This window comes from Flavobacterium sp. HBTb2-11-1, from assembly GCF_009826975.1.
Taxonomy (GTDB): Bacteria; Bacteroidota; Bacteroidia; order Flavobacteriales; family Flavobacteriaceae; genus Flavobacterium.
The window spans coordinates 77326-102117 of record NZ_WUMO01000003.1; the positions used below are offsets into that span (position 1 = coordinate 77326).

At 35.2% G+C, this 24792-nt stretch carries 15 protein-coding genes; 8 read left to right on the top strand and 7 right to left on the bottom strand.

Annotation, left to right across the window (positions count from 1 at the left end):
• Positions 1-12 precede the first annotated feature (12 nt).
• From uxuA to GR162_RS07790, 4 genes are all read right to left on the bottom strand, one after another.
• A complete protein-coding gene (gene uxuA, locus GR162_RS07775) occupies positions 13-1197 on the bottom strand; it encodes a mannonate dehydratase (RefSeq protein WP_160781656.1) in 1185 nt (394 codons plus the stop codon).
• Positions 1198-1316: 119 nt separating this feature from the next.
• Positions 1317-2129 (bottom strand): SDR family oxidoreductase, encoded by an 813-nt coding sequence (locus GR162_RS07780; protein ID WP_160781657.1) that lies wholly within the window; start codon positions 2127-2129, stop codon positions 1317-1319.
• Positions 2130-2307: 178 nt separating this feature from the next.
• Entirely contained in the window at positions 2308-2970 is a 663-nt protein-coding gene (locus GR162_RS07785) for a bifunctional 4-hydroxy-2-oxoglutarate aldolase/2-dehydro-3-deoxy-phosphogluconate aldolase (protein WP_160781658.1), read from the bottom strand.
• Positions 2967-3422, bottom strand: a complete 456-nt coding sequence (locus tag GR162_RS07790; protein WP_160781659.1) for a YhcH/YjgK/YiaL family protein — start codon at positions 3420-3422, stop codon at positions 2967-2969. Before GR162_RS07790 ends, GR162_RS07785 begins: the two co-directional genes overlap by 4 nt.
• A 184-nt stretch (positions 3423-3606) precedes the next feature.
• On the opposite strand from GR162_RS07790, the gene GR162_RS07795 reads away from it, so the two are divergent.
• Positions 3607-4614, top strand: a complete 1008-nt coding sequence (locus tag GR162_RS07795) for a LacI family DNA-binding transcriptional regulator (protein WP_160781936.1) — start codon at positions 3607-3609, stop codon at positions 4612-4614.
• A 268-nt stretch (positions 4615-4882) separates the two neighbouring features.
• Here GR162_RS07795 and GR162_RS07800 read toward each other — a convergent pair whose 3' ends face one another.
• Complete coding sequence (locus GR162_RS07800; protein ID WP_160781660.1) at positions 4883-6052, bottom strand: DUF4861 family protein; 1170 nt, start codon at positions 6050-6052, stop codon at positions 4883-4885.
• A 198-nt stretch (positions 6053-6250) separates the two neighbouring features.
• On the opposite strand from GR162_RS07800, the gene GR162_RS07805 reads away from it, so the two are divergent.
• The 5 genes from GR162_RS07805 to GR162_RS07825 all read left to right on the top strand — a co-directional run bounded on the left by GR162_RS07805 (position 6251) and on the right by GR162_RS07825 (position 19117).
• Positions 6251-6910, top strand: coding sequence for an HAD family phosphatase (locus tag GR162_RS07805; RefSeq protein WP_237421326.1), 660 nt, complete (start codon positions 6251-6253; stop codon positions 6908-6910).
• 536 nt (positions 6911-7446) lie between these two features.
• Positions 7447-10374, top strand: coding sequence for a triple tyrosine motif-containing protein (locus GR162_RS07810; RefSeq protein ID WP_237421327.1), 2928 nt, complete (start codon positions 7447-7449; stop codon positions 10372-10374).
• A gap of 217 nt (positions 10375-10591) precedes the next feature.
• Positions 10592-14542, top strand: a complete 3951-nt coding sequence (locus GR162_RS07815; protein ID WP_160781661.1) for a family 16 glycosylhydrolase — start codon at positions 10592-10594, stop codon at positions 14540-14542.
• A 121-nt stretch (positions 14543-14663) separates the two neighbouring features.
• A complete protein-coding gene (locus GR162_RS07820; protein WP_160781662.1) occupies positions 14664-17315 on the top strand; it encodes a beta-1,3-glucanase family protein in 2652 nt (883 codons plus the stop codon).
• A 176-nt stretch (positions 17316-17491) separates the two neighbouring features.
• Positions 17492-19117: a glycosyl hydrolase family 18 protein gene (locus GR162_RS07825; RefSeq protein WP_008467574.1), complete on the top strand. Its 1626-nt coding sequence runs from the start codon at positions 17492-17494 to the stop codon at positions 19115-19117.
• A 277-nt stretch (positions 19118-19394) separates the two neighbouring features.
• Here GR162_RS07825 and GR162_RS07830 read toward each other — a convergent pair whose 3' ends face one another.
• Positions 19395-21326 carry a metallophosphoesterase gene (locus GR162_RS07830; RefSeq protein ID WP_160781663.1) on the bottom strand — a complete coding sequence of 644 codons (1932 nt, stop codon included), beginning with the start codon at positions 21324-21326 and terminating at the stop codon, positions 19395-19397.
• A 348-nt stretch (positions 21327-21674) separates the two neighbouring features.
• Complete coding sequence (locus tag GR162_RS07835) at positions 21675-22739, bottom strand: phosphatidylinositol-specific phospholipase C1-like protein (RefSeq protein ID WP_160781664.1); 1065 nt, start codon at positions 22737-22739, stop codon at positions 21675-21677.
• 265 nt (positions 22740-23004) lie between these two features.
• Between GR162_RS07835 and GR162_RS07840 the strand changes: the two genes are divergently transcribed.
• Positions 23005-23529, top strand: a complete 525-nt coding sequence (locus GR162_RS07840; RefSeq protein WP_066034284.1) for an RNA polymerase sigma-70 factor — start codon at positions 23005-23007, stop codon at positions 23527-23529.
• Between the two features lie 281 nt (positions 23530-23810).
• A complete protein-coding gene (locus GR162_RS07845) occupies positions 23811-24734 on the top strand; it encodes a FecR family protein (protein WP_160781665.1) in 924 nt (307 codons plus the stop codon).
• The last annotated feature ends 58 nt before the right edge of the window (positions 24735-24792 follow it).

Here is a 24792-nt window from a genome sequence, read left to right on the forward strand (position 1 = left end):
TGGCAAACAAAATTATAAAGATCGTTTAATCCCTATTTCAAGTCCGCGTAGTTCTGCTAAGCCTCTTAAACGGCCAATTGCAGAATAACCCGGATTCGTTTTTTTCTTTAAATCGTCCAGCATTTGATGTCCGTGATCTGGACGCATTGGCAAAATGCTGTTGTTTCTTTTTTCCACTTCTAAAATTGCTTTTACAACTTCATACATATCAACGTCGCCTTCAAGGTGATTTGCTTCGTAGAAACTCCCTTCTTCGTCGCGCTGTGTGCTTCTTAAGTGAATGAAATTCATTTTATCGCCATGGCGTCTTACCATTCCAGGCAAATCATTATCGGCACGAACACCGTAAGAGCCTGTACACATTGTAAACCCGTTTGATTTAGATGGAGCAGCGTTCATTAACTCAATCAAATCTTCTTCTGTACTTACGACTCTTGGCAAACCTAGGATTGGGTAAGGAGGGTCATCTGGGTGAATCGCCATCAATACGCCTTTACTTTCAGCAACGGGAATAATTTCTTTTAAAAAGTGAAAAAGATTATTTTTTAAAGCTTGTCTGTCAATATGATTGTATGCACTTAAGGTTACCAAGAAATCTTCAACTGTATAAGCTTCTTCAGCTCCTGGAAGTCCCGCTAAAATATTTTGTTGCAATTTTACTTTATCTTCTGCCGTCATCGCTTCAAAATAGTTTTTTGCTTTTTGCTTTTGTGCATCAGAATATTCGTTTTCAGCACCTGGTCTTTTTAAAATAAACAATTCAAAAGCTGCGAAAGCATTGATATCAAAACGTAATGCTTTTGAACCGTCTTCAACCGTATAAGACAAATCTGTTCTTGACCAATCTAAAACAGGCATAAAGTTGTAGCAAACGCATTTGATGCCGCATAAAGCTAGATTGCGAATGCTTTCTTTATAATTTTCAATGTATTGCAAATAATTTCCAGTCTGTTTTTTGATGTCTTCATGAACCGGAATACTCTCTACAACCGACCAAGTTAGGCCAGAAGCACCTTTTTTAGGATTTCCGTCTTCATGCTCGATTTCAACTTTGCGCTTGATAATTTCATCAATGCTCCAAACTTCTCCGTTTGGAATATGGTGTAAAGCCGTCACAATTCCAGTTGCGCCAGTTTGTTTAATGTCTTGTAAAGAAACAGGATCATTTGGTCCGAACCATCTTAATGTTTGTTCCATTTTTTATATTTTTTATTTCTTGCAAGGTTTCCAAAACCTTATAGGTTTAAATTAGTTGTTTTTATAAATTAGATACCTACAAGGTTTTGGAAACCTTGCAGGAGAGGTTGGACTAACTCTTAAATACTTGTCGCGGCAAATCCGCCATCAACTTTTAAGATAGTTCCCGTTACGAATTTTGACATATCGCTGCACAAAAATAAAAGCGCACCGTCAATATCTTCTGGAGCTCCGAATCTTCCCATTGGCGTATGATCGATTATTTTTTCGCCTCTTGGGGTTAGATTACCTTCTGGAGTCAATAATAAAGCGCGGTTTTGTTCGCCAATGAAAAATCCAGGAGAAATAGCATTTACACGAAGTCCTTCGCCATATTTTTGAGCCAATTCGACCGCCATCCATTGTGTGAAATTGTCGATTGCCGCTTTTGAAGCAGAATAACCCACAACTCTTGTTAAAGGTCTTTGTGCTGAAGCGGATGAAATGTTAATAATATTTCCTGATTTCTGTTTAGCGAAAAGCTCAGCAAAAACCTGAGTAGGAAGCATCGTTCCAATAATGTTCAAATCGACAACTTTTTGCAAATCATCGCTTTTCATATCATAAATTGCTTGATCAGGCTGAATTGTTGCGCCAGGCATATTTCCGCCCGCCGCATTGATTAGAATATCAAGATGCCCGTATTTTTCAACAATAAAATCTTTGGCTTTTTCTAATTCTTCTTTGTTTAAAACATTTGCCTGAACAGCAAAACCTTGTCCGCCGTTTGCTTCGATTGCTTTTACTGTGTTTTCAGCTTTTTCTAAAGATTGTGAAACGATTCCGACCACAACACCTTGCTGTGCCAAAACATCTGCAAATCGGCTTCCCAGAACACCAGCGCCACCAGTTATTAATGCAATTTTTCCTTTTAAATTAAATATTGACTCCATTTTAATTTTTAATTTTCAATACTTTATGTGTCAAATTCCAAAATTTGAAATTCCAAATTCCAAATTTGGATGATAAAGTACAGTTATGATTTATTTAGTTTTAATATTTTGTATTTGAATTCCAATTTAAAAGTTAAGGTTTCGTTTTAGTTGGAATTTGGGATTTTAAATTTGGTATTTAATTTCTGATCGCTCCAATCAAATCCAAAACCCTTTTAGTTTCTTTTTCGATGGTTTCATAAGCACCGTATTCCATTACTTCTTTACTAATTAATTTGCTTCCCATTCCAACAGCAGAAACACCGGCATTAAACCAAGTTTCAATACTTTGGCGAGTAGTGTCAACACCGCCTGTTGGCATAAAGATTAAATCTGGAAATACATCTTTGATTCCGCTCATAAAGTCAGGCCCTAAAATATTTCCTGGAAAAAGTTTAATGAACTTTACTCCAGCATTTTCAGCAGCAATAATTTCTGTCGGAGTCATACAGCCAGGAGCGTATAAGACTTCTTTAGAAATTAAAAATGAAGCAATTTCAGGAACAAACCCGGGACTTATAAAAAAATCGGCACCAGTTAAATAATACGTTTCTGCTTGCGCTAAATTTTTGATGGTACCAATTCCTAAAAGCATTTCAGGCATTTCAGCATTTCTTACTTCAATCATTTTTTTGAAGTTTGAAAGTGCTTCAGGGCCACGATTTGTATATTCTACAGCTCTGATTCCTGCATTATAAAGTGTTTTTAGAATAGCGATACTTTTGCTTTCGTCAGCATTAAAATAGAGCGGAAGTATTCCTTGTTTTAAAATGACATCTATAGAGTTCTGAATGGTGCTCATGATTCTATTTTTACTTTAATGACAATCTTTTTCAATGGCCCGCTTCCGATCATGGCAGAATGAACGTCTTCTGGAAACAGAATTGTAAATTGATTTTCTTTTATTTCAAAAAACATATCAGGTTTATCATGAAAGAAACGAACATCTCTTTCGTCACTGTAATCGCCATTTGGACTGATGCATTTTTCTCTAGGTTTCCATGCAAAGGTTTCTGGACCAATAATAGAAATCTGGATGTCAATGTTTTTGTCATGGCATTCAAAACCTTTAACACTTTCTTCTCTTGTGCTTCCTTCTCCAACAATTACGATTAGTTTTAAGCCTTCACCAATTTCATAAGAACCTTCTTCAAGATTGGCAATATCATTTTGGTTTACATAATCAAATGCTTTTTTGAAATTGGGATGCAGACCGTAGTATTTTGTTGCATTATGTAATGAGTCTATTATCATTTTGTACGGTTTTTATTTTGGTTTTTTAATGTTATGTGTATATTTGCGTGTGCGTACACGGTATTTTACAAATGTATGCAAAATGTAATGTAAAACAACTTATTTTTGATAAAATAAATTAATTTTACCCAACTGCTTTTATATTTTTAACTTAAAAAGAATCAATATCATAACAATTAAAAAAATTGCCGAATTAGCAAATGTCTCTGCCGGAACAGTAGACAGGATTATACACAAACGCGGACAAGTAGCTCAGGAAACCGTTGATAAAGTCAATGCGATTATTGAGGAGTTTGGTTATACGCGAAATATTCTGGCAAGCAATTTGGCTCTGAATAAGAAATTTCATTTTGCAGTTTTTCTTCCAAAATCTGAAACTTTAGAATATTGGAAAAGTCAGGCAGATGGTATTGAAAAAGCAGCTTTAGAGTTCAGCAAATTCGGAATCGTATTGGATTACTTTTTCTATGACTACAATCTGTTATCTTTTAAAGAAACGGCAGAAAAAATAATGAAATTTGATTGTGACGGTTTGCTATTTGCTCCAATTTTTTATGAAGATTCGGTTCGATTTTTAAAAGAATATGAAAAGAAAAATATTCCAGTTGTAATGATCGATTCGAATATATCTGAAGAAAACGAACATGCTTATGTGGGGCAGGATGCTTTTCAGAGCGGATATTTGGCAGGAAGATTAATCAGTTTTGCCGTGAAAAATGAAAGACAAGTTCTGATTTTTAAGATTACCCGCGAGATTGAAAGCACTTCGGTTTATCAGCAGCGCATCAAAGGATTTTACTCTTATTTTGAAGATCATAACGAATTGACCAACTTCAAGTTCTCAGAATTTACTTTAAAAGATTCTGGAATTGATCAATTGAGTTTGGAAATGTTTTCTGGAACAAATAGTGTTTTTATACCTAATTCCAGAGCTTATATTGTGGCTGAGTTTTTAAACAAAAACAATATAAAAGGTGTTCGAATAATCGGTTTTGATTTGCTAAAAGAGAATATCGAATATTTAAATAAAGGCGTAATTGATTTTTTAATCAATCAAAGGCCAGAAGAGCAGGGGTATTTGGGAATCAATTATTTGTATAAAAAACTGGTTCTTCAGGAAGAAATAGAAAGAACACATTATATTCCGCTGGAGATTATTTTGAAGGAGAATTATTTTCCTGTAAAGCGATAGTTGTTTTGCCACGAAGAAGCTAAGGCGCGAAGATTTTTTTTAGGCTTTGTGTTTTTTAATCTCACAATCGCGATAGCTATCGGGAGCTGAGGCAAAAAGCTCTTTTTGTTTCACGCAGATTTAAAAGGATTTAAGGAGATTTGTTTAAATTAAAAATCTGAATAATCTGCTGCAATCAGCAATATCTGCGTGAAATAAAATCATTTTAATCCTATAATCTGTCGCTTTGAAAAACTTCGAGCCTTAGCGCCTTAACGGCAAAAAAAAATCACTTCTTAACCTTCGCAACCAAAGGATTATTAATCTTCTCAGCAAAAGAACTCAAATACTTTTCCCATTCCTGCTTAGTCTGAAACGGACTTCCTTTTTTCCATCCAAAACCAACATAATAAATGGCTTTATTGTTTTTTACTGAAATATTTCCGTACAGATTGCTTAAATCTTTTTCATCAGTAATATGATTGTCAAAACTTAACAAAGTGTTTTTTGGAGCAACCAAACCAATTCCAATTTCAGAATCGTCAATGGGTTCCCAATAGCTCAACCAACCTTCTTTTAGATTTGTGCCGATTGTTCCTTTTTTGTCATGAAGCGTTAATCCAGCAGCAATTTGTTTGGTTCCAGTAATATTGATTTCAAAACGCGAAAGTTGGCTTCCGTAATCTAAACTGATTAATTTTGATTCGGTTATTTTATTGCCTTTTGCATCCCAATCTGCATAAGTCAGAATAAAACTGGTTCTGATTGGCCCCGTCGTAATGGTTTTCCAACTGATGAAATTTTTAGAAAAATAATATTTTCCATCCACATTTACGGCAATTCCGCCCACACCGCGACTGTCGCCTACGTGAAAATTATCCAAACCTTCACCAGTATCTTTATGATACGTTCCGGTTCCGTTAGTTGCTTTTTCGTACCATTTGTTAATGATTGGATAATCCACTCTTTTTAGCCACGCATCAATTCCGCTGGTTAAAGTTCCGCCAGGAATTTTGTCTTCAACCATTTTTTGAGCTACAGGGCCGTAGGTTCTAAAGGCGACTTTATTGTTTTCCCAAGCATAATCGTCTGTACGTTCTGGAACAAAGCGAGAATAACAGCTGATTACTTTTGAAGCTGAAGGATTTGTTCCAACTATAACTTCAAAATCCTGTTTTGAAGAAGCTTTGATTTTAGGCTGAAAAAGTAATACATCTGCTTTTCCATCGCCATCATTATCTACTGTTTGAGTTTCTAAGAAAGTATTGCTGCCAATTTCTTTTACGGCATAATTTTCAAGTTTCGAATCTGCATGTAATCCAAGAGATTTTTTAGTCAATTCGATGGTTTCAAATTCTCTGTCTACTTTTAAATTGTTGGTAACGGTAATGATTTTATTCTGAGAAAAAGCAGTAAAATTAGCTGTCAGAATGGTTATGATAAAAAGATGTTTTTTCAAAATTCTTCGGTTTTTAATATTTCAAAAATTAGGTTTGATAGGATTATAAAAGTACAAATCAAAACGGAATTGAAAATACAGAATAGGAGTAATTCTGTACAGAAGTTTAAAAATGAGCAGAAAAGCTTTGAAAATGAAATAGATTATTTTTCGTAATTTACATTTCCTGATTTTGATTTCGGGAGATTATATAATTAAATGAAAATCAACAAAATGGTTAAATGTATTATTTTCGATTGTGACGGCGTATTGGTCGATACAGAAAAAATCGGCAACGGAATATTGTTAGAAATGGCTCAAGAACACGGATTTGAAATGGAATTGGAAGATGCCTATCGTCATTTTAACGGTCGAAACCTAAAAGATTGTTTCAGACATATTGAAGAAGCAATTGATCAGAAACTTCCAGAAAACTTTGAAACAGAATATCGAGAAAAGAGTTTTGAAGCTTTTAAAACTCACGTAAAACCAATGGAAGGTATTATCGATTTTATAGAAAGAATAGAAAAATTAGAAATTCCGTATTGCGTTGCATCAAGTGGACCAGTAGATAAAATTCGTCTGAATCTTGAAGTGGCAGGATTGCTGGATAGATTTGAAGATAAAATATTTAGTTCGTATCAAATTGGCAGTTGGAAACCAGAACCAGGAATATTTCTTCATGCGGCTGCAACAATGGGTTTTGAGGTAAAAGACTGTGTCGTGGTTGAAGATAGTAAAGCTGGCGTTAAGGCAGGAGTAAATGGCGGATTCAAAGTGTACGGTTTCGCAAATGGTTTTAATAATGATGATTTAAAAGAAGAAGGAGCAGAGCTTTTTACTTCGTATGAGGAATTAAGCGAGATACTAGGTTTTTAGTTTTGTTTCAAGTTTAAGGTTTCAAGTTTCAAGTTAAACCTCGATAGCTTTTAAAAACCTGTCGGGATTGTTTTTACGATTAAATTATTCCGTTAGGAATATTTGGTCGGTAGAAAAAAAAAACGCATTTGCATAGTGTCCTGTAGGGCCACCTGTTTTTGCGTAATGAATGTTATACGTATGTTCAAACGTTCCTACGGAACGTGTAACTCTGAATCTAATTCGAAAATCTACCAACCAGACATTCCTACGGAATGAAGAACATCTTTTTGCACTTTTACAAAGTTTAATTTTCTCATTGCCACATTTCCTAATTATCAAATTCACTCATTAAAATGTAATTTGTTGCAATAAAATAAAATTTTATATATTTGAATTTCCACATTCTCTTTTTTGCTTTAATAATAATGAATAATTGTTATTTACACATTTAAAAAGAAAGAATGTTTTTGTCTAGAAAATGACTTTTCCCAAAGAAGCATTTCCGGATTGTGATTGCAAAAAATCACAAAACTAACCTACAGACCCGCGACAGAATGATGAAATTTAAAACCAGAATTTTACTTCTATTTCTATTATTTTCTTCGATTACCAACTCCCAAATCAAAAAGATTGGAGTTCCCTTTATAGCCAATTATAGTCCGAAAGCTTATAAAGCTGCATCAGAAAATTGGGATGTTTTGCAAGATTCTAAAGGCATGATGTTTTTTGCCAACCATTTTGGAATCATGCAGTTTGATGGTGTTCGCTGGGCGATTGTGACGCAGCCAGAAAATCGAAGCATGGTTCGTTCTATGGCAATTGACAGAAAGGATAAAATATATGTTGGCGCTCAAGGCGATTTCGGATTTGTGATCCAGCTCCCAAACGGACAATATCAATACACTTCTTTAGTAAAACTGCTTCCTAAAACTGCTAGAAATTTTGGTGATGTGCTTCATACGGTCATTCGAAATGGCGAAGTGATTTTTTTCTCCTATGAAAGGCTTTTTATTTATAAGAATAATACAATCAAGGTCATAAATGCTAAAAAAGCTTTTGATGATTTCTTCGAAGTTGGGAAAGAAATTTATGTTTCGGATAACGAAAAAGGATTATTAAAACTAAAAAACGATGCTTTAGTTCCAGTAGAAAATGGCCAGAAGTTTCTTGGATTACAGGTTCGAAAGATTTTTCAAACCAAAAACGGACTTTTGCTATTCACTCAAAAAAATGGCCTTTTCATTTTCGATGAAAATCAAATTAAACCATTTGCAACAGAAGTGGATCATTTGCTGAAGCAGAATCAGATTTCGGCAGGAATTCAGCTTTCTGATGGCTATTTCGGAATCGGAACCCGTCAATCTGGGTTGATAGTTATAGACGGTGAAGGACATTTGATTCAGCATATTGACAAACAAATGGGACTTCAGAATGAATATGTGACCAATTTTAAAATTGATAAGGAAGGAAATCTGTGGGTGACGCTCAAAGGCGGAATTTCATTGATTCAGATTTCATCTCCTTTGTCTAAAATTATAGACAGCACTAATTCCGAAACCAAAATCTATTGCAGTCAGATTTACCAAAATAAATTATATATCGGTACCGACAACGGTTTGTATTGGCTTGATTGGGAAGCTTACAAAAGCGGAAAAAGAGAAAATGTAACCTTTCAGCACATTTCTGGAATGTCTGAAAATGTCTGGAATGTGGGAGTTTTTGGTGATTCATTACTAGCCTTTGAGAAAAACGGAATATTTGAAATCAGTGGAAATTCTGCAAAAGCTTTGGCAAAAATTGATGGCGCTTGGCAAGGAATTCTAATTCCAAATCATTCGGATTTACTGCTTGTTGGAGGTTATACAGGATTGTATCTTTTGAAAAAAATAAATGGTTCTTGGGTTTTTCAGCATCGTATAAAAGGTTTTGATGAAAGCAGCAGAATTATGGAAACCGACCAACAAGGCAACATTTGGATTGCGCACGGTTATAAAGGAATTTATAAAATTAAATTCAACGCGACATTTGATTCCGTTAAGGATATCCAATTTTATAATGATAAAAACGGATTTCCGTCGAGTTTGTTTTTGAATACATTTAAAGTGGATAATCAGATTTTGTTTGGAACAACAAAAGGCGTTTACAGACAGGATTTGTCTTCAAAAAAAATGATTCCAGATCCAGTTTTCAAAAAATATCTGGGGTTAGAAAATCATATTCGATTATTAAAACCAGACCATCAGGATAATATTTTGTACATTTCTGGCGAAAATACTGGAAAAATGAGCAGGCAGAAAAATGGAAGCTTTAAGATTGAAGAACTTCCTTTTCGAAAACTTCGTTATATATATGTTCCTGGTTTTGAAAATATTCAGACTACAAAAGGAGGTGATGTTTTTTTTGGAACGCAAGAAGGTTTGATTCATTACAGTGCCATTAAAAACAAGAAATATCAAACAAAATATAAAGCTCTTATTTCTGAAGTAAAATGCATTTTTCCTAAAGATAGCCTATTGTTTTCCAGCCGTTATGATGTTTTGCCTAATAAAACAGGATCAGAAAATGATAAACTTTCAACGGTATTGCCATATTCTAGTAATGCGCTTCATTTTTCTTTTGCATCATTATGTTTTGAAGATGCCGATGCGACGAAATATGAATATTGGCTAGAAGGTTTTGAACCAACGTGGTCAGATTATAGTCTTCAGACCGAGAAAGAATATACGAATTTGCCTGAAAACGAATATGTCTTTCATCTAAGAGCAAAAAATATGTATGATGTGGTGAGTGAAGAAGCCGTTTTTCACTTTGAAATTTTACCCCCTTGGTATAGAACTTTTTGGGCTTACTTATTTTATTTTGCGCTTTATAGCATTGTAATTTACTTAATTGTTAGATATCAGAAATCTGTTGCGGAGCGTCAACGTCGTCAATTGATAGAGAATCAGGAAAAGGAATTGCTGCGAAGCCGTGCCGAACTTAACGAACAGAAACTCACATTGGAGCAGCAGAATATGGCTATTATTCGAGAAAATCTTGAAACGACCATAAATCTTAAAAATGCTAAGGTAGCTTCAAATACGGTCAATTTGATTCATTTAAATGAAATTTTGCTTTCTATTAAAGATTTGATTGGACAGATTGATAAGAAAAATGATCCAAATGTAAACTTTAGCCTGCTGACCAAAATCAATAAATTGATTGATCACGAATTGCAGGGAGACAAACATTGGAATGAGTTTGAAGAAATCTTCAATCAGCTGCATGACAATTTTATGCAGCGGTTGAAATCGACTTATCCAGAATTGACTCCTCGTGATATGCGTTTGTGTGCTTACTTGCGAATGAACTTTAATACAAAAGAAATTGCACCGCTTTTAGGAATTTCGGTTAGAGGAGTTGAAGATACCCGTTATCGCATTCGCAAAAAATTACAGCTTCCGTCAGATACGAATATCACCGAATTCATTCTTAATTTTTAATTTTTCTCAGAAAAATGGAATTTAAAGTGATTTTGTGCATTTCATCGATGATTTGTTACATTTCTTCGATAGTACCGTAGTCAAACCGTACTCCAAAATGTAAGTCTTGCCTGATTTTTTAGTTAATATTGCGCTGTTATTGTCAGAAAATACGATCTGCTTTTTCAAATTGAATGTATTGATGAAATAACATTTACTAACTAAAAACCTATCAAAAATGAAGCAAAATGACTTTTTTTTCGGCCGACCACCGAAAAGCAATTCTTATTTATTTAAACAATTTTGTCTGGCAGTTTTATTCTTATTGCTGCCATTTCTTAAGACTCAGGCCCAATGTAATACGCTTGTCTGGTCTGATGAATTTAATGGCACTACGGTAGATTTGACCAAATGGCAAAGTATCTCAGGAAATGGATGTCCGTCGCTTTGCGGATTTGGAAATGCTGAGGCACAGCGCTACGATCCCAATCAGGCAACAATTGTAAAAGAAGGAACAAACAGCTACTTAAATATTGAAGCAAAATATGCGCCGAGTTCGCAATTTCCTGATCAGCCGTATGCTTCTTCAAAACTAACTACCGAAGGAAAATATTCGCTTAAATATGGAAGAGTAGAAGCGCGTATGAAACTTTCTAACGGAATGGGCGCTTGGCCAGCTTTTTGGATGTTGCCAGTAGGAGGAAACTGGCCTTTTACAGGAGAAATTGATATTATGGAAGCCAAACATAGAAACCCGAAATCTATAGATGGAACTATTCATTACGATGGCGGTGGCTATCAGTTTACAGGAAGAAGTTATAGTTCTCCAATTGATTTATCGGCTGATTTTCATGTGTATGCTGTAGAATGGGGTCCAAATATCATTAAATGGTTTGTTGATGATGTGTTATTTCACACTGCAACCCCAAATACGACGGTAAATGGAGGATGGCCTTTTAATGACAACAATTTTTATATTATTCTGAATTTAGCAGTTGGAAGCTATGGAACGCCTTACACGAGAGTAAACGGTGCAGGAGTTGAGCCTATTCCTGCCGATTTCCCAGCAAAATTACAAGTCGATTATGTTCGTGTTTACGATGGGAGTTTTAAATATGCGGTAACAGGCGATAACAAAGTGTACCAAAATGAAACTAGTAAAACCTATTCTGTAAATGCAATTGCGGGGGCGACCTACAACTGGACTGTTCCAGCAGGAGCAACAATTGCATCAGGACAGGGAACAAATTCGATTACTGTAAATTGGGGAACTTCTGGAGGAGATGTTTCTGTAGCGGCAACAGTTTCAGGCTGTAATGTCAATACCTACAAACTGGCGGTTACAACCGAACCTGCCTTGCCAGTTGAAAAAATACATGAAGATTTTCAAAGCAATCGAAATGTATTGTATCCTGTAAAAACTGGAGTTTTGACAGAAGCTGTTGCGAATCCTTCTGCAACTGGAATTAATACATCGGCTTTGGTTGGAAAATACGTTAGAAATTCAAGCGAATTGTATGATGTTTTGAATATCAGAAATGTAACGATTACGAATGCGAACGATTATGTTTACGGAAGAAAAAGGCTTTCGTTTGATATTTATACTTCGGCTCCAGTTGGAACAAAAATATCCATGCAGCTGGAAAATAGCAATGTAACCACTGCAACCAATTATCCGTTAGGGAGACATAGCGGTTTTAAAGCAACAACAACAGTTCAGAACAAATGGGAAACCATTGAATTTGAGTTCGAAAAAGTAATCGATCCAAATACAAGTGCTTTGGCGATTAATAATGTAGTGATTCTTTTTGAATCAAATTCTAATTCTGGAGCAACGTATTATTTTGATAATTTGCTGACAAAAGCGGCGCCAGAAAAACCAATTGTAGCCACAGATGTTCTGCAAAACTATGATGGAGCCAATAAAATCATAAAGGGAACTACAACTGGAACATATTCTGTTGTGGCAAATCCGGGTTCAAATTCGGTTAACTCTTCTGCAAATGTGGCAAGGTATGTTCGAAATGCATCAGAGCAATACGATGTACTTTTCTTTAATACACAAACTTCAATCGAAGATGCTGGTTTATTTAAAAATCAAACCAATAAAATTATGATTGATGTGTATACAACAGCACCAATTGGTACGGTTGTAAGCATGAATTTTGAAAACAGCGCGACTTCGCTTCCAGCCAATTATCCGACAGGAAGAAATAGTAATTATGTAGCCATTACAACCAAACAAAATCAATGGGAAACATTAACTTTCTATTATAATTCCAGTCCGGATGCTGGAACTTCAAACTTAGCTGTAAATCAAATGGTTTTATTGTTTAATTCAGGTTCGTACACAAGCGATACCTATTATTTTGATAATATCAGAATTGGTTCGACTAAACTTCCAGATACTTTTACGCCAGGTGTGGTATATGAAGATTATCAAACGATTCACAATATTACTTTTAGAGATGCGATTGGGACTTATACGCCAAATACGGCAAATCCAAATGCAAGCGGCATTAATACTTCCTCGAATGTTGGAAAATACGTTCGTAAGTCAACAGAATTGTATGATAATTTCTCATTCAATACGACTTTAAACAATATTGGAGATTTTAAAGCGGGAACAAAAAAATTCGCGATGGATGTTTACACTTCTGCGCCAGTAGGCTCTATTATTTCATGGCAGGCAGAAAGCAGCGCTTCGGTTCCGTCCAATTATCCTGTTGGAAGACACAGTATTTATCAAGGAGTTGTAAAACAAAGCAACGCTTGGCATACCATTACTTTTACGTATGTAAGTACGCCAGATGCTTCGACGCCAGATAATGATGTTAACCGTTTTGTTTTCTTGTTTGAACCAGGAACTAATTCTGGAAACACTTATTATTTTGACAATTTAAGAGCTCTAAATTTAGTGTCTACAGAAACTCCAGCAGGATTGCCTTCGCCTTGGATTAGTACAGATTTAGGTGCTGTTACGCCAGCAGGAGAAGCGACACATTCTAATGGTACTTACACGATCAAAGGAGCAGGAAATGATATTTGGGACACAAGCGATCAATTTCAGTTTGTAAATCAGTCTATAACTGGAGATGCCGAAATTATTGCTAAAGTTAATTCATTAACCAACACTAATACGTATGCAAAAGCAGGTGTAATGTTTCGTGAAACGCTTACAGCAACTTCAAAACATGCTATAACAGATGCAAGTGCTGCGGCAGGAATTGAGTTTTTAACTCGCGATACTACTTCGGGAGTAACAACTGCTACGGTTACAACAGGAGCTGCTCCAAAATGGGTTCGTTTGGTAAGATCAGGAAATGTATTTACTTCTTATGCTTCTGATAACGGAACTACATGGACACAAGTTGGAACGCCAAAAACAATTGCAATGGCGAACACAATTTATGTGGGAATGGCAGTTACCTCTCACGCTAACGGAACATTAGCAACAGGAGTTTTCAGCGATGTAACGGTTAGAAATATTACAGCAAACCCTAATGTGAATTTAGCTTTAGGAAAAACAGCAACAGCTTCTACAGAAGAAAATGTAACGCTTTCGGCTAGTAAAGCAACTGACGGAGATGGCGCAGCATCAAGATGGGCAAGCTCTTTTGCCAATGCTACAGAATGGATTTATGTTGATTTAGGAAGCAATTATACGCTTAACCGTGTCGTATTAAAATGGGAAGCGGCTTATGCAACGCAATACAAAGTGCAGTTGTCTGCAGATAATGTTTTCACAGAAAGCGAAACTATCAATACGCAAACAGCAAGCGATGGCGGAACTGATGATTTAGCAGTAAGCGGAACAGGAAGATATCTGCGTATTTTATGTACAGCAAAAGCTTTGGCTCCTTACGGATATTCATTGTATGAAATTGAAGCTTACGGATCTTCATCAACAGCTAGAATGGCTTTGAATGTTGAAGAAGAACCTCAAACGGAAGAAGCTGTTTTTGCAGTATATCCAAATCCGACGAATAATTATGTTCAAGTTTCATCTCCTGATAACTTAGACAATAAAGTCATTACCATTTATGACAACACAGGAACTTTGATTTTACAGAACAAACCTCAAGGAAATGAAAGCGTAATTGACGTAAGTAAACTTCGCAGAGGAATTTATATTCTAAACTTCAAATCAGATCAAAAAAGCTGGACTAAAAAGCTGATTAAGAAGTAATTTTTTAAATCCGTTGGGTGCAATTTAAAGAAATACCAATTGCACCTAACGGATTATTTAGTCATTAATTTGAAAATGGCTTTGGTTTAAAATCTATTTATTAATCTCAAATTATTTAAATATGAAAAAAATTAGACTTCAAAGATTTTCTTTATTGACAGCACTCTTTTTAGTGTTTTCAAGCCTGACGCATGCTCAAGGGCCTGTGCCATTTACAATCAGTAATAATTCCACTTTCGCAGACAGCGATCTTTATGTGGCCATTGTCGGAATCGACTATACCACAGGAAACCATGTTTGGGTAAATGCCAAAACAAGTCAGGTTCTACCAATGAATGCTTCTTACAATACCGTTACAGGACCAACTTATGGTGGAAATACAGGTCCAGGACAAAACTCAAAATATGCAGCCTGTTTTACCAAGCTAAGTGAAATTCCAAACAAAACTTTCACATTACCTTTAATTGCGGGATGTCGAGTTTTTATTTCTAAAGGCTCTCAATTGTATTTTTACTTTTTCGGTGCCAGCGGAGCGCCTTCGGGGTATGCTTCGCCAAATCCGCAGAATGCTACAGATCCAAATCAGGGAATTTTGTATGAAATGATCGAATTGACCAATAATCAATACGGTTTCTTCGGAAATCCAACAAGGGTAGATTCATACAAATATCCAATGGGATTGGAGTTGTTTGGCGCTAACGGATATCAAAAGAAAGTAGGCGATTTGAAAAAACACGCCGATATTGTTGCCGCTTTTAAAGCGAATGTTCCAGCAGAATTTCAAGGTTGTGTAAACGATGCAACAGGAGAAATTACTGCTCCGTCAAAAACTTCAGCTTATGCTGAAGGATCGGGCCCATACGCCAATTATTTAAAATCGTATATCGACGCGATTTGGAACAAATACAAAAATGAAGATTTAATATTTTATGCAGGAGATGCCGGAGTTTTTAAAGGAAGAGTTATTGGAGAACAACTGGAAATGGTTGGGCAATCTGGAGCTTTTGTTGGAAGAACTGGACGCGTTCAAAATCGACCAACGACTCAGGAAGCTCTTGAAGGAAAAGGTGTTTTGGACAGGAGATTGGTTGACGGAGATCTGGATTTAGTAATTCAAGCTCAATTAACGGCTGCGATCAACCGTCATGTGGTAAACACTACAACGGCAAATCCGGGACAGCAGAATTGGTACGATGCATCAAAATATTATCAAACAAACCCAACCAATCATTATTCTAAATTTTGGCATTTGCCAGGAATTAATATCGATAATTTAGCTTACGGTTTTGCTTATGATGATGTTGCCGATCAATCGCCATCGCTTCATTCGCCACAGCCGACAAAAGTTATCGCTACGTTTGGAGGTTATTATGGACTTACAACGCCTTCGGTTCCAGCATCGACAGATGTAATCACAGTTTATAAAGATTGCAATTATACAGGATTCTCAGGCGGATTAACAATTGGAGATTATAATCTGGCTCGTTTGAATTCGTTAGGAGTTTTAAATGATGATATTTCTTCACTTAAAATCACTCAAGGTTATCAGGCGATTTTATATCAAGACGATAATTTTGGAGGGGCTTCAACCGTAATCAATTCTGATAATTCTTGTTTGAATACGACTTGGAATGATAAAGTGAGTTCTATTAGAGTTATAGCAAACGGAACGGCAACTTTAGGAAATCAGACTTTCTTTCTTCAAAACAGAAACAGTGGTTTATACATGGATGTTTGGAATTCTAGCATGTCAAACGGAGCAGGAATCAATCAAGGCGCTTTGAATTCTGGAAACAATCAGAAATTTACTTTTACGCATTTAGGAGACGGAATGTATAAAATCATTGCGAACCATAGCGGTATGTCAATGGATATCAATAATTTTAATAAGGCCAATGGTGCAAGAGTAGAGCAGTATCCGTATAACGCCACAACAAATCAGCAGTTTATTTTAGTTTCTACTGGAGATGGCTATTATAAAATTGTTGCCCGTCATAGCGGAAGAATTGTTGAGGTTGCAGGAGCAAGTACAGCTTCTGGCGCAATTGTTCAGCAGTGGGATAATAACAACCAAACTTGCGGACAATGGAAATTAGTTCCCGCAACAAGTTCACAAACTTCAGTATTGATTCAAGCAGAAGATTATTCAGCGATGAGCGGTATTCAAGTCGAAGCAACTACAGATACAGGCGGCGGTTCAAATGTTGGTTATACAGAAACTGGAGACTGGTTAGCGTATAACAATATTAATTTCCCAACAACAGGATCTTATTTAATTGAATACCGAGTAGCAAGCGCAGTTACAGGTGGAAGATTATCTTCTGATTTGAATGCAGGAGCAATTGTTTTAGGAAATGTTGATATTCCGAATACAGGGGGTTGGCAAAATTGGCAGACTGTTTCGCAAACCGTAAATGTAAACGCAGGAACGTATAATTTCGGAATCTACATTCAGAATACGGGAATGAATATTAACTGGATTAAAATTACAAAAGTGGCAGGAACAGCTAGAATGGCGGCAGCTGAAACAATAGAAGAACCAGAAGAAACGGTTTTAAATGTTTATCCAAGTCCAGTAGAAAATACTCTTTTTGTTACCACAGATCTTTCTGGAGAAACTGCAAAAATTGTGGATTCTCAAACTGGAACTACTTTGTCTTCACAAAAAATAACCAACAATAGTTTTGATGTTTCGCATCTTAGAAAAGGAATCTATTTTATAGTTTTTGAGAAAGATGGTAAGCAAACCATCAAGCGATTCATAAAGAAATAGTTTTAAAAAGTGATCTCAGGCTTTAGATTTAGATCATAATTTACGTAGTGTTAGTTCTACGGTATTAGATTATAAATCAAATCAAAAAATCTAAAGTCTGAAATCTTAAATCAAAATATATAACTCAAATAACCGTCCCATGTTTACGAGTTTATTAATCTATTAAAACAATTATTATGAAAAACAATTACCGAAGAATGCTGCAGAAATGCATGATTATTTTAGTGTTGGGGGCTTTTAATTTAGTTTCGGCCCAAAAGAAAGTAATAGCTTATGTTCCGAACTGGATTGATTTGAATGCCTTTTCAAGTACGATTCAGTACAGTAAATTGACGCATATTAATATTGCATTCGAAAATCCTGATGCAAATGGTTATTTAAGCTTTAATTCAGGAAGTAATGCCATTATCAATGCGGCGCATGCCCAAAACGTTAAAGTTTTTGTATCGCTAGGAGGAGGTTCTGTTTCAGAAGGCGGACCAATTCGCGATAATTATTTTAATTTAATAACGCCAGCCAATAGAACGGCTTTTATCCAGAAAATCTACGATTATGTAGTGGCTCACAATTTTGATGGAGTAGACGTTGATTTGGAAGGTCCAGCAATTAACGGAGATTACGGCGGATTTGTAATCGCTTTGGCTAATAAATTGCATGCCAATGGCAAATTGATTTCAGCAGCGCTTTCAGAAGGATATGGTGGTGCCAATGTACCTTCATCTACTTTTGCGGCTTACGACTGGATCAACATTATGGCTTATGATGCAACTGGGCCTTGGGCGCCAAACAATCCGGGTCAGCATTCTCCTTACAGCATGGCAGTAAACCAATTTAATTACTGGACAGGAAGAGGATTACCAGCAAGTAAAGCTATTATTGGACTTCCGTTTTATGGCTACGGTTTTGGCGCTTCTGCCAATCAGGGAATTTCTTATGCGAATATCGTAGCGCAATATCCAGGAGCTGAAAATCTAGATCAGGTAGGAAATACGATTTATTATAACGGAATTCCAACCATCAAACAAAAAACAACTTTTGCTATTCAGAATGCGGGAGGAGTTATGATTTGGGAATTGTCTCAAGATGCAACAGGAACAAAATCTTTGTTGAATGCCATTAATCAGGTAATTACTGGAGGTACTTCTCCAGGAACAGGAACTTTAATTCAAGCCGAAAATTACAATACGATGAGTGGGGTTCAAACCGAAGCAACAACTGATACAGGTGGAGGTTTAAACGTTGGATATTGCGATACAGGAGACTGGATGGCGTATTACAATATTAATTTTCCAACTTCTGGTTCATATCAAATAGAATATCGCGTTTCAAGTGCGGTTACAGGCGGTAGATTATCATCTGATTTAAATGCAGGAACGATTCAGCTTGGTGCCATAAATGTTCCAAATACAGGAGGATGGCAAAATTGGCAGACGATTACGCAAACCGTAAACGTAAATGCAGGAACGTATAATTTTGGAATCTATGTTCAAAATACTGGTTTTAATATCAACTGGTTTAGAATAACAAAATCGGGTTCAACGGCAAGAACAGCTGCGCCAACTACAGAACAATCAATTGCAAGTTTGGAAGTTTATCCAAATCCAACTGAAAGCCAGCTTTTCTTTAGTACAGAGGTTTCTGGCGGAAATGTAAATGTCATCAACACAGAAGGCGGAGCAACTGTTTTCTCTCAAACTGTAAACAATAACAGTATTGATGTTTCTACTTTAAAAACAGGAATTTATCTAATTTCAGTTGAGAAAAACGGAATCAAAACGGTAAGACGTTTTATTAAAAAATAATACTAACCCATTTGCCATAATGGTTTTAGATACATTAAATTTTAGGTTTTAATGTGATAAAGGCTGTCAGAAATGATAGCCTTTTGTTTAACCATAATAGTCTTTTTTTAAACCGCAAAGCACGCAAAGGTTTACGCAAAGAGCGCAAAGTTTTTTTAAGTTAAATTTTATAAAATAAAAAGTTCGCAAAGTTTTGAGTTTAGCTTTGCGAACTTTGCGTTTTTATAAGTTTACAGAGATAAAAAATCTTTGCGTGCTTTGCGGTAAAAAAAAAGAATCATTTGAGGCTTTTAACGCCCCCATTTTTCAAGTCAACTGTAAAATGATCTGCTGGGATTTCATGCATAAATTTATTGAAGATAATAAGAAATAATTTCATCTGTTTTTGCAGCGCAGTGTCTTTTGAAAGATCTGCTTTAGAACCTTCTAAAAATAAATGAGATAAGACTTTGTATTCTTTTGCTCTTTGAATTCCAACATCGGCTAAAGCCAATTCATCAGCACTTCTAAAACGATAAAAATCTACTAGAAGATCATAACCCGTCCAATTAAAATTTTCTTTTTTGAGATTGTTTTGAGATAGAACTTTTTCTGATTTTGCTTCAGCCTCATTCCATTGTTTTTGAAATTGATCTTTATTTTTAAGAATAAAATCAAAATCTTTATCCGATTGCATACTGGCCAAAACAAGCAAATCTTTTGCAGAAACATTCATTATAAAATCTTTGAAAGCAGAAGGCCAATCGTCTTTTAAGAATCGAAGACGTACTAATTCTTTTAAATGAAAATCGGTAAAATCGTGATAGTTTTTTGTTTTTAAAATATCAATATTCCAAATGTCTTGTGCATTTTGACTTTCTAGAAATTGATATTCCATTTTATACAAATCAAAAAGTTCGTTGTATCTCGGAACATCATCTGTAGTAATGGTTTGAATATCTACAAGATTATCTTTTTTGAAAGTCAATAATTTGTAAGCGGGAATATAGGCCGCAAGCGATGGCGTCTGAATATTAACCAAAGTATTTCCTTTTGCAGAAGTTCGAACTCCTGTATCATTAATATGCATATGTCCGCCAAAATGAATTTTTAGTCCTGCATCTGCAAAAACTTGTGCTACTTCTTCAACAGGAACACGGTTTAACTGCCATTTGTTAGGGCCAAGCAATTCTTTTATTTCTGCGGAAGCGTCATCGTTAAAATCAATCATTGGAAAATGGCTGAAAGCGATCAAGGTTTTTCCTTGTTTTTTGGCTTCCGCCGAAATCGTCTCAACCCATTTTATGAGATGTTTTTTGTTAGAAAGCACATTGTTATAACCTGTACTGGCTTCGCTGTAATTTTTAGAATCTTTTTCTGCAGAAGCATTTTTCTTCGGAATATAAACATTTCCATCAATCGCCATTAACCAAAGTCCGTCGATAGGTTCTACGACATAACTAACATCTGGAACTTCGTAATCTGGAGCTACTTCGTATACGCGATTTGCCAATTTTGAACTTTCTAAAGCTTTTTCGAATGTATAATTTTTGCTTGTATAAGAAGAAAACGGAGTTGCCCAGAATTTGTATTTTTTATTGGGATGAAAACCAAAATCATGAAGCTGATCTGTAATTCCTAAATAACCCATTTTAGCAATATCGGCTGTAACAACTACTGGCTGTTCGATGTTTAAATTGGGCTTATAAAGGCCGTCTTTGCTAAAAATGGGCTGGCTTTTACCATCATTTCCTAAGAAATCTTCTTTGCCTGATTCTTGAGCAAAAGGCCCAACTGGATCATGATTTCCTGTGGTGATGAAGAATTCTATTCCGTATTTTTTGGTGTATTGTTCTAATATTGTAGCTAGTCCGCGAACGTGAATTGGTTGTCCGTCATCGGTATAATCTCCGGGGAGTGCCACATATTTTATTTTTCGTTTTGCGATATCTTCTAAAGCAGCTATAAATGCAAAATAATTTTCATTGAAGATTCTAGTGGAATGCAACTGAGATGACATGGTTCGAATTAAAACATGTTCTCCCGTCTTAGGATTTAGAACGCCTTTGTAATCGGAGTCAGAAAAACTGCCGAATAAATCCTGTAGATGTACATCTGAAAGAAATGCGATTTGTGTTCCGTTGAGGTTTTTTACTTTTTGTGCTGATGCGACATTATTGAAAAAAACTAGGAGCACTAACATGTATAATATTGTATATCTTGAATTCATAGGTTTCGTATTGTTTTTTAACGCAAAGAGCGCAAAGTTTTTTCGCAGAGAACGCAAAGATTTTGAGTATGATTTATAAAATAAATAAGTCCACAAAGCTTTGTAGATTTTATATTTTTTTTAAAATATCAAATTCAATTTTTAACATAGCCCGCGGTTTCAACCGCGGGAACATGACGTATATTCCTCTCTGTGCGTTCTTGCGGTTGAAACCGCAGGCTATATCTGAAAAACTATATGGATAAAGCTTTGCGGACTTTGTTTTTGCTGTGCAAAATCTTAAGAAAAAAATCTTTGCGAACTTTGCGTAACTCTTTGTGTCCTTTGCGTTAAAAAAACGGTTAAAAATTAAGGCACGTTTACAGGATTATTTCTAACATAACTTCCATCATCATATTTAATCTGATAAGGAGAATTAAAGAAAGTGCTTGGCAGATAATAATCGGTTGTGATGATTTGTGCACCTGATTTTTTAGCAGCTTCAAAATGCGAATAATCATTGGCGCGCGCTTCTTTGGTATCAGAATCGGCTCTAGTTCTTATTAAATAGCCTTTTTTAACTAAATCTTCAATTTGTGGATCTTCAGAATTGTTTCTGAACAAAGCTGCGGCCTCTGGTTTTCCTGGTTTGGCGTTAATAAAAACGGCGCGTCCCTTAAGGGACGGATGATTCAATGCGTACAAATCTCTTTTTACGCCGTTATTATCTAATAAGAATAAAAATCTTCCTTTTGCCTCTTTTAATGTTGGCCAATTGTTATGCAAAACCGCTTCTTCGAGTGTTTTATATTTTCCGCGAACCATGTCTGGCGTAATCAGTTTGTCTTTTCCTAATTCTTTTCGGATTACTTTGTCCATTTCGTCAAAAACTGCTGTGGTGAAATCTTCTGGTTTTGTTCCGAAGAAATTAGCATCGCCGTCTTTTGGTTCTAGAGTAATGAAAACAGGAATATGATTTGGATTGGCATCTGACCATTTTTTCAATTCCTGAAGGCAGATTTCGAAAGTATAGCAAGAAGTTCTAAAATCGATATCTGGCATATGGAAAACCTTGAAACCTGGTTTTTTCATTAGTCCGTTTGGGTCGTAAGCTTCTTCAGATTTCGCAATTTCCAAACCTTTCGGGTGCGCATATTTTCCGCCTTTCGCGTCAGCAAAAATATCAATTTCCAGATTTCGCAAACCTTTGTTTAATTGATCGGTAATGCTAATGTGAGTGTATTGCAAACCTTTAAGCGAACGAGAAGTATCTCTAGCTTGAATAAGATTGTATAAGTCAGTTTCAATCGCGTGACGATAACTGTTATGTGATCCGATAACCTGAATTTGGTTAATTTTCAGATTGTCGTTTTGCATTTGAGCACTTAAATTTAAAGCACTGGCAAATAATAAAGTGAACAAGAATGATTTCATAATTCTAAAATGTAATTAAAACTGTTTGACTGGGACGCATCAAAAGAAAATTCCATTTTTTGAAAGTGACTAAATTAAATGTCATGCTCGATTTTGATGTTAGTTTAATAAAAAGAAATCGCAAAGACATTCCTATTTCTGCTTGAAAAAAGTAGTATTTCTACATCAAATGTGTTTGTTTTTTAATTTAAAGATAACATTGACACAAAAAAGATTGGAGTTTCATTTCCTTATTTTACGATAGTATAAAGCCTCTAATTGCCGTATGAATAATCCTGAAATTTTTGAACAGACGTATAACCAATATTGGAAAAAGCTCAACGCTTTTTCTTATACGATGACTCAGGATAAAGACTTGGCACAGAACATTGTTCAGGATGTTTTTGTGGATTTATGGGAGAGAAAAGAAGAACTGAATATTAATGCAATTGAACCGTTTTTGTTTCGTGCGGTTAAGAATCAGGTTTTCAAACATTACCAGAACAATCGTTTTGATAAGACTATTTTAGAAGAAAAATTTGAAGACTACATTATAGATAATTTTTCAACAATTGATCCAGAAATTATGGATCTACTTTATTCTCTATTGGACAAACTTCCAGAAAAGAGAAAAGAAGTTTTGCTGATGTATAAATTTCAGGATATGACAATCGATCAGATTGCAGAAGAACTTGGAATTTCTAAACAAACCGTAAAAAATCAGATTTCATCGGCGGTGAAACAACTTCGAGAAGGCTTAAAAGACTTAGCTTGGCTAGCTCCTTTCATTATTTTCAATCAAAAATTTTAAAATAACTTTCGCTTGATGTTTTCATAATATTTGGTGATAGTACGATTTCGTGATTCTGGTACTTATATAAAACAATAGTCTGTTAAGTGTAATTAGCAATTTTTGTTTTAACACATAGAAACATAGATTTTTCTTTTTAATAAAAGGTATTTAAAAAAACTAGTTTTTACACATAGCTATACAACTATGATTATTTAAACTAGTGAAACGCCTTTAACAAACAGCGAAAAACTATGATTCTATGTGTTGAAAAATTACACTGATAGGCAGTAATAAGTATTATGATAAAAAGAATCAAACATAGTTTAGAATATCTGCTGGATAAAAGTTCGCGAGGAAAAACTTCGTCGGCAGAAGAAAATTTATTACATGATTTTGCTTTTAGCGAATATCAGAATTCAAAATGGGATAATGATTTTATGGGAAACCCAGAAATCGAATCTCAAAATATCTATGAAGAAATTCAATTAAGAATTGGAAGAAAGAGATCTTTCCGTCCTTATTTAAAATATATAGCTGCTGCCAGCATTCTTTTTCTACTTGGTTTAGGATTTTTCTTGAGACCAAATGTTTTAAACCAAAAACAAATCACATTTAAAACGTCATCGATTCCCAAATCTATCCAATTAAGTGACGGTTCGAAAATTTATCTGGCAGCAAACTCATCATTTCAGTATCCTGAAAAATTTGAAGGCGATCAAAGAACGGTTTCTTTACTAAAAGGAAACGCGTTTTTTGAAGTTGCCAAAGACAAACAGCATCCTTTTATTATTCATTCTGGTGAAATACAAACCAGAGTTGTAGGAACTTCATTTCACATTCAATTATCAAAATTAAACTGTAAGGTAATCGTAGTAACCGGAAAAGTAAATGTTTCAGGAAAAGGACAAAGTGTTGATTTAGTACCGAATCAGGAAGCTTTATTTGAGTCTCAAAAGTTAACCAAACAAATGGCTGATAAAGCTTTTTTGGTGAATTGGTATAATGAAGATGTGACGTTGGAGCAAACTACTTTAAAACAAGTAATCACCATTTTACAATACAAATACGGAGTTTCATTTGAGTATGATGACAAATACGTATTAGCAACGCCGTTAACGGTATTCATCAAGAAGGACGCGACATTAGAAAATGTTTTGGAGCAAATAAATTATATCACAAACCTAAAATTCAAAGTTTATGGCGAAATAGTAAAAGTGGATTAAAAACAAAAAAGCAGTTGCGGGAACAACTGCTATTAATAATTAAGCATCGTAAAAACAA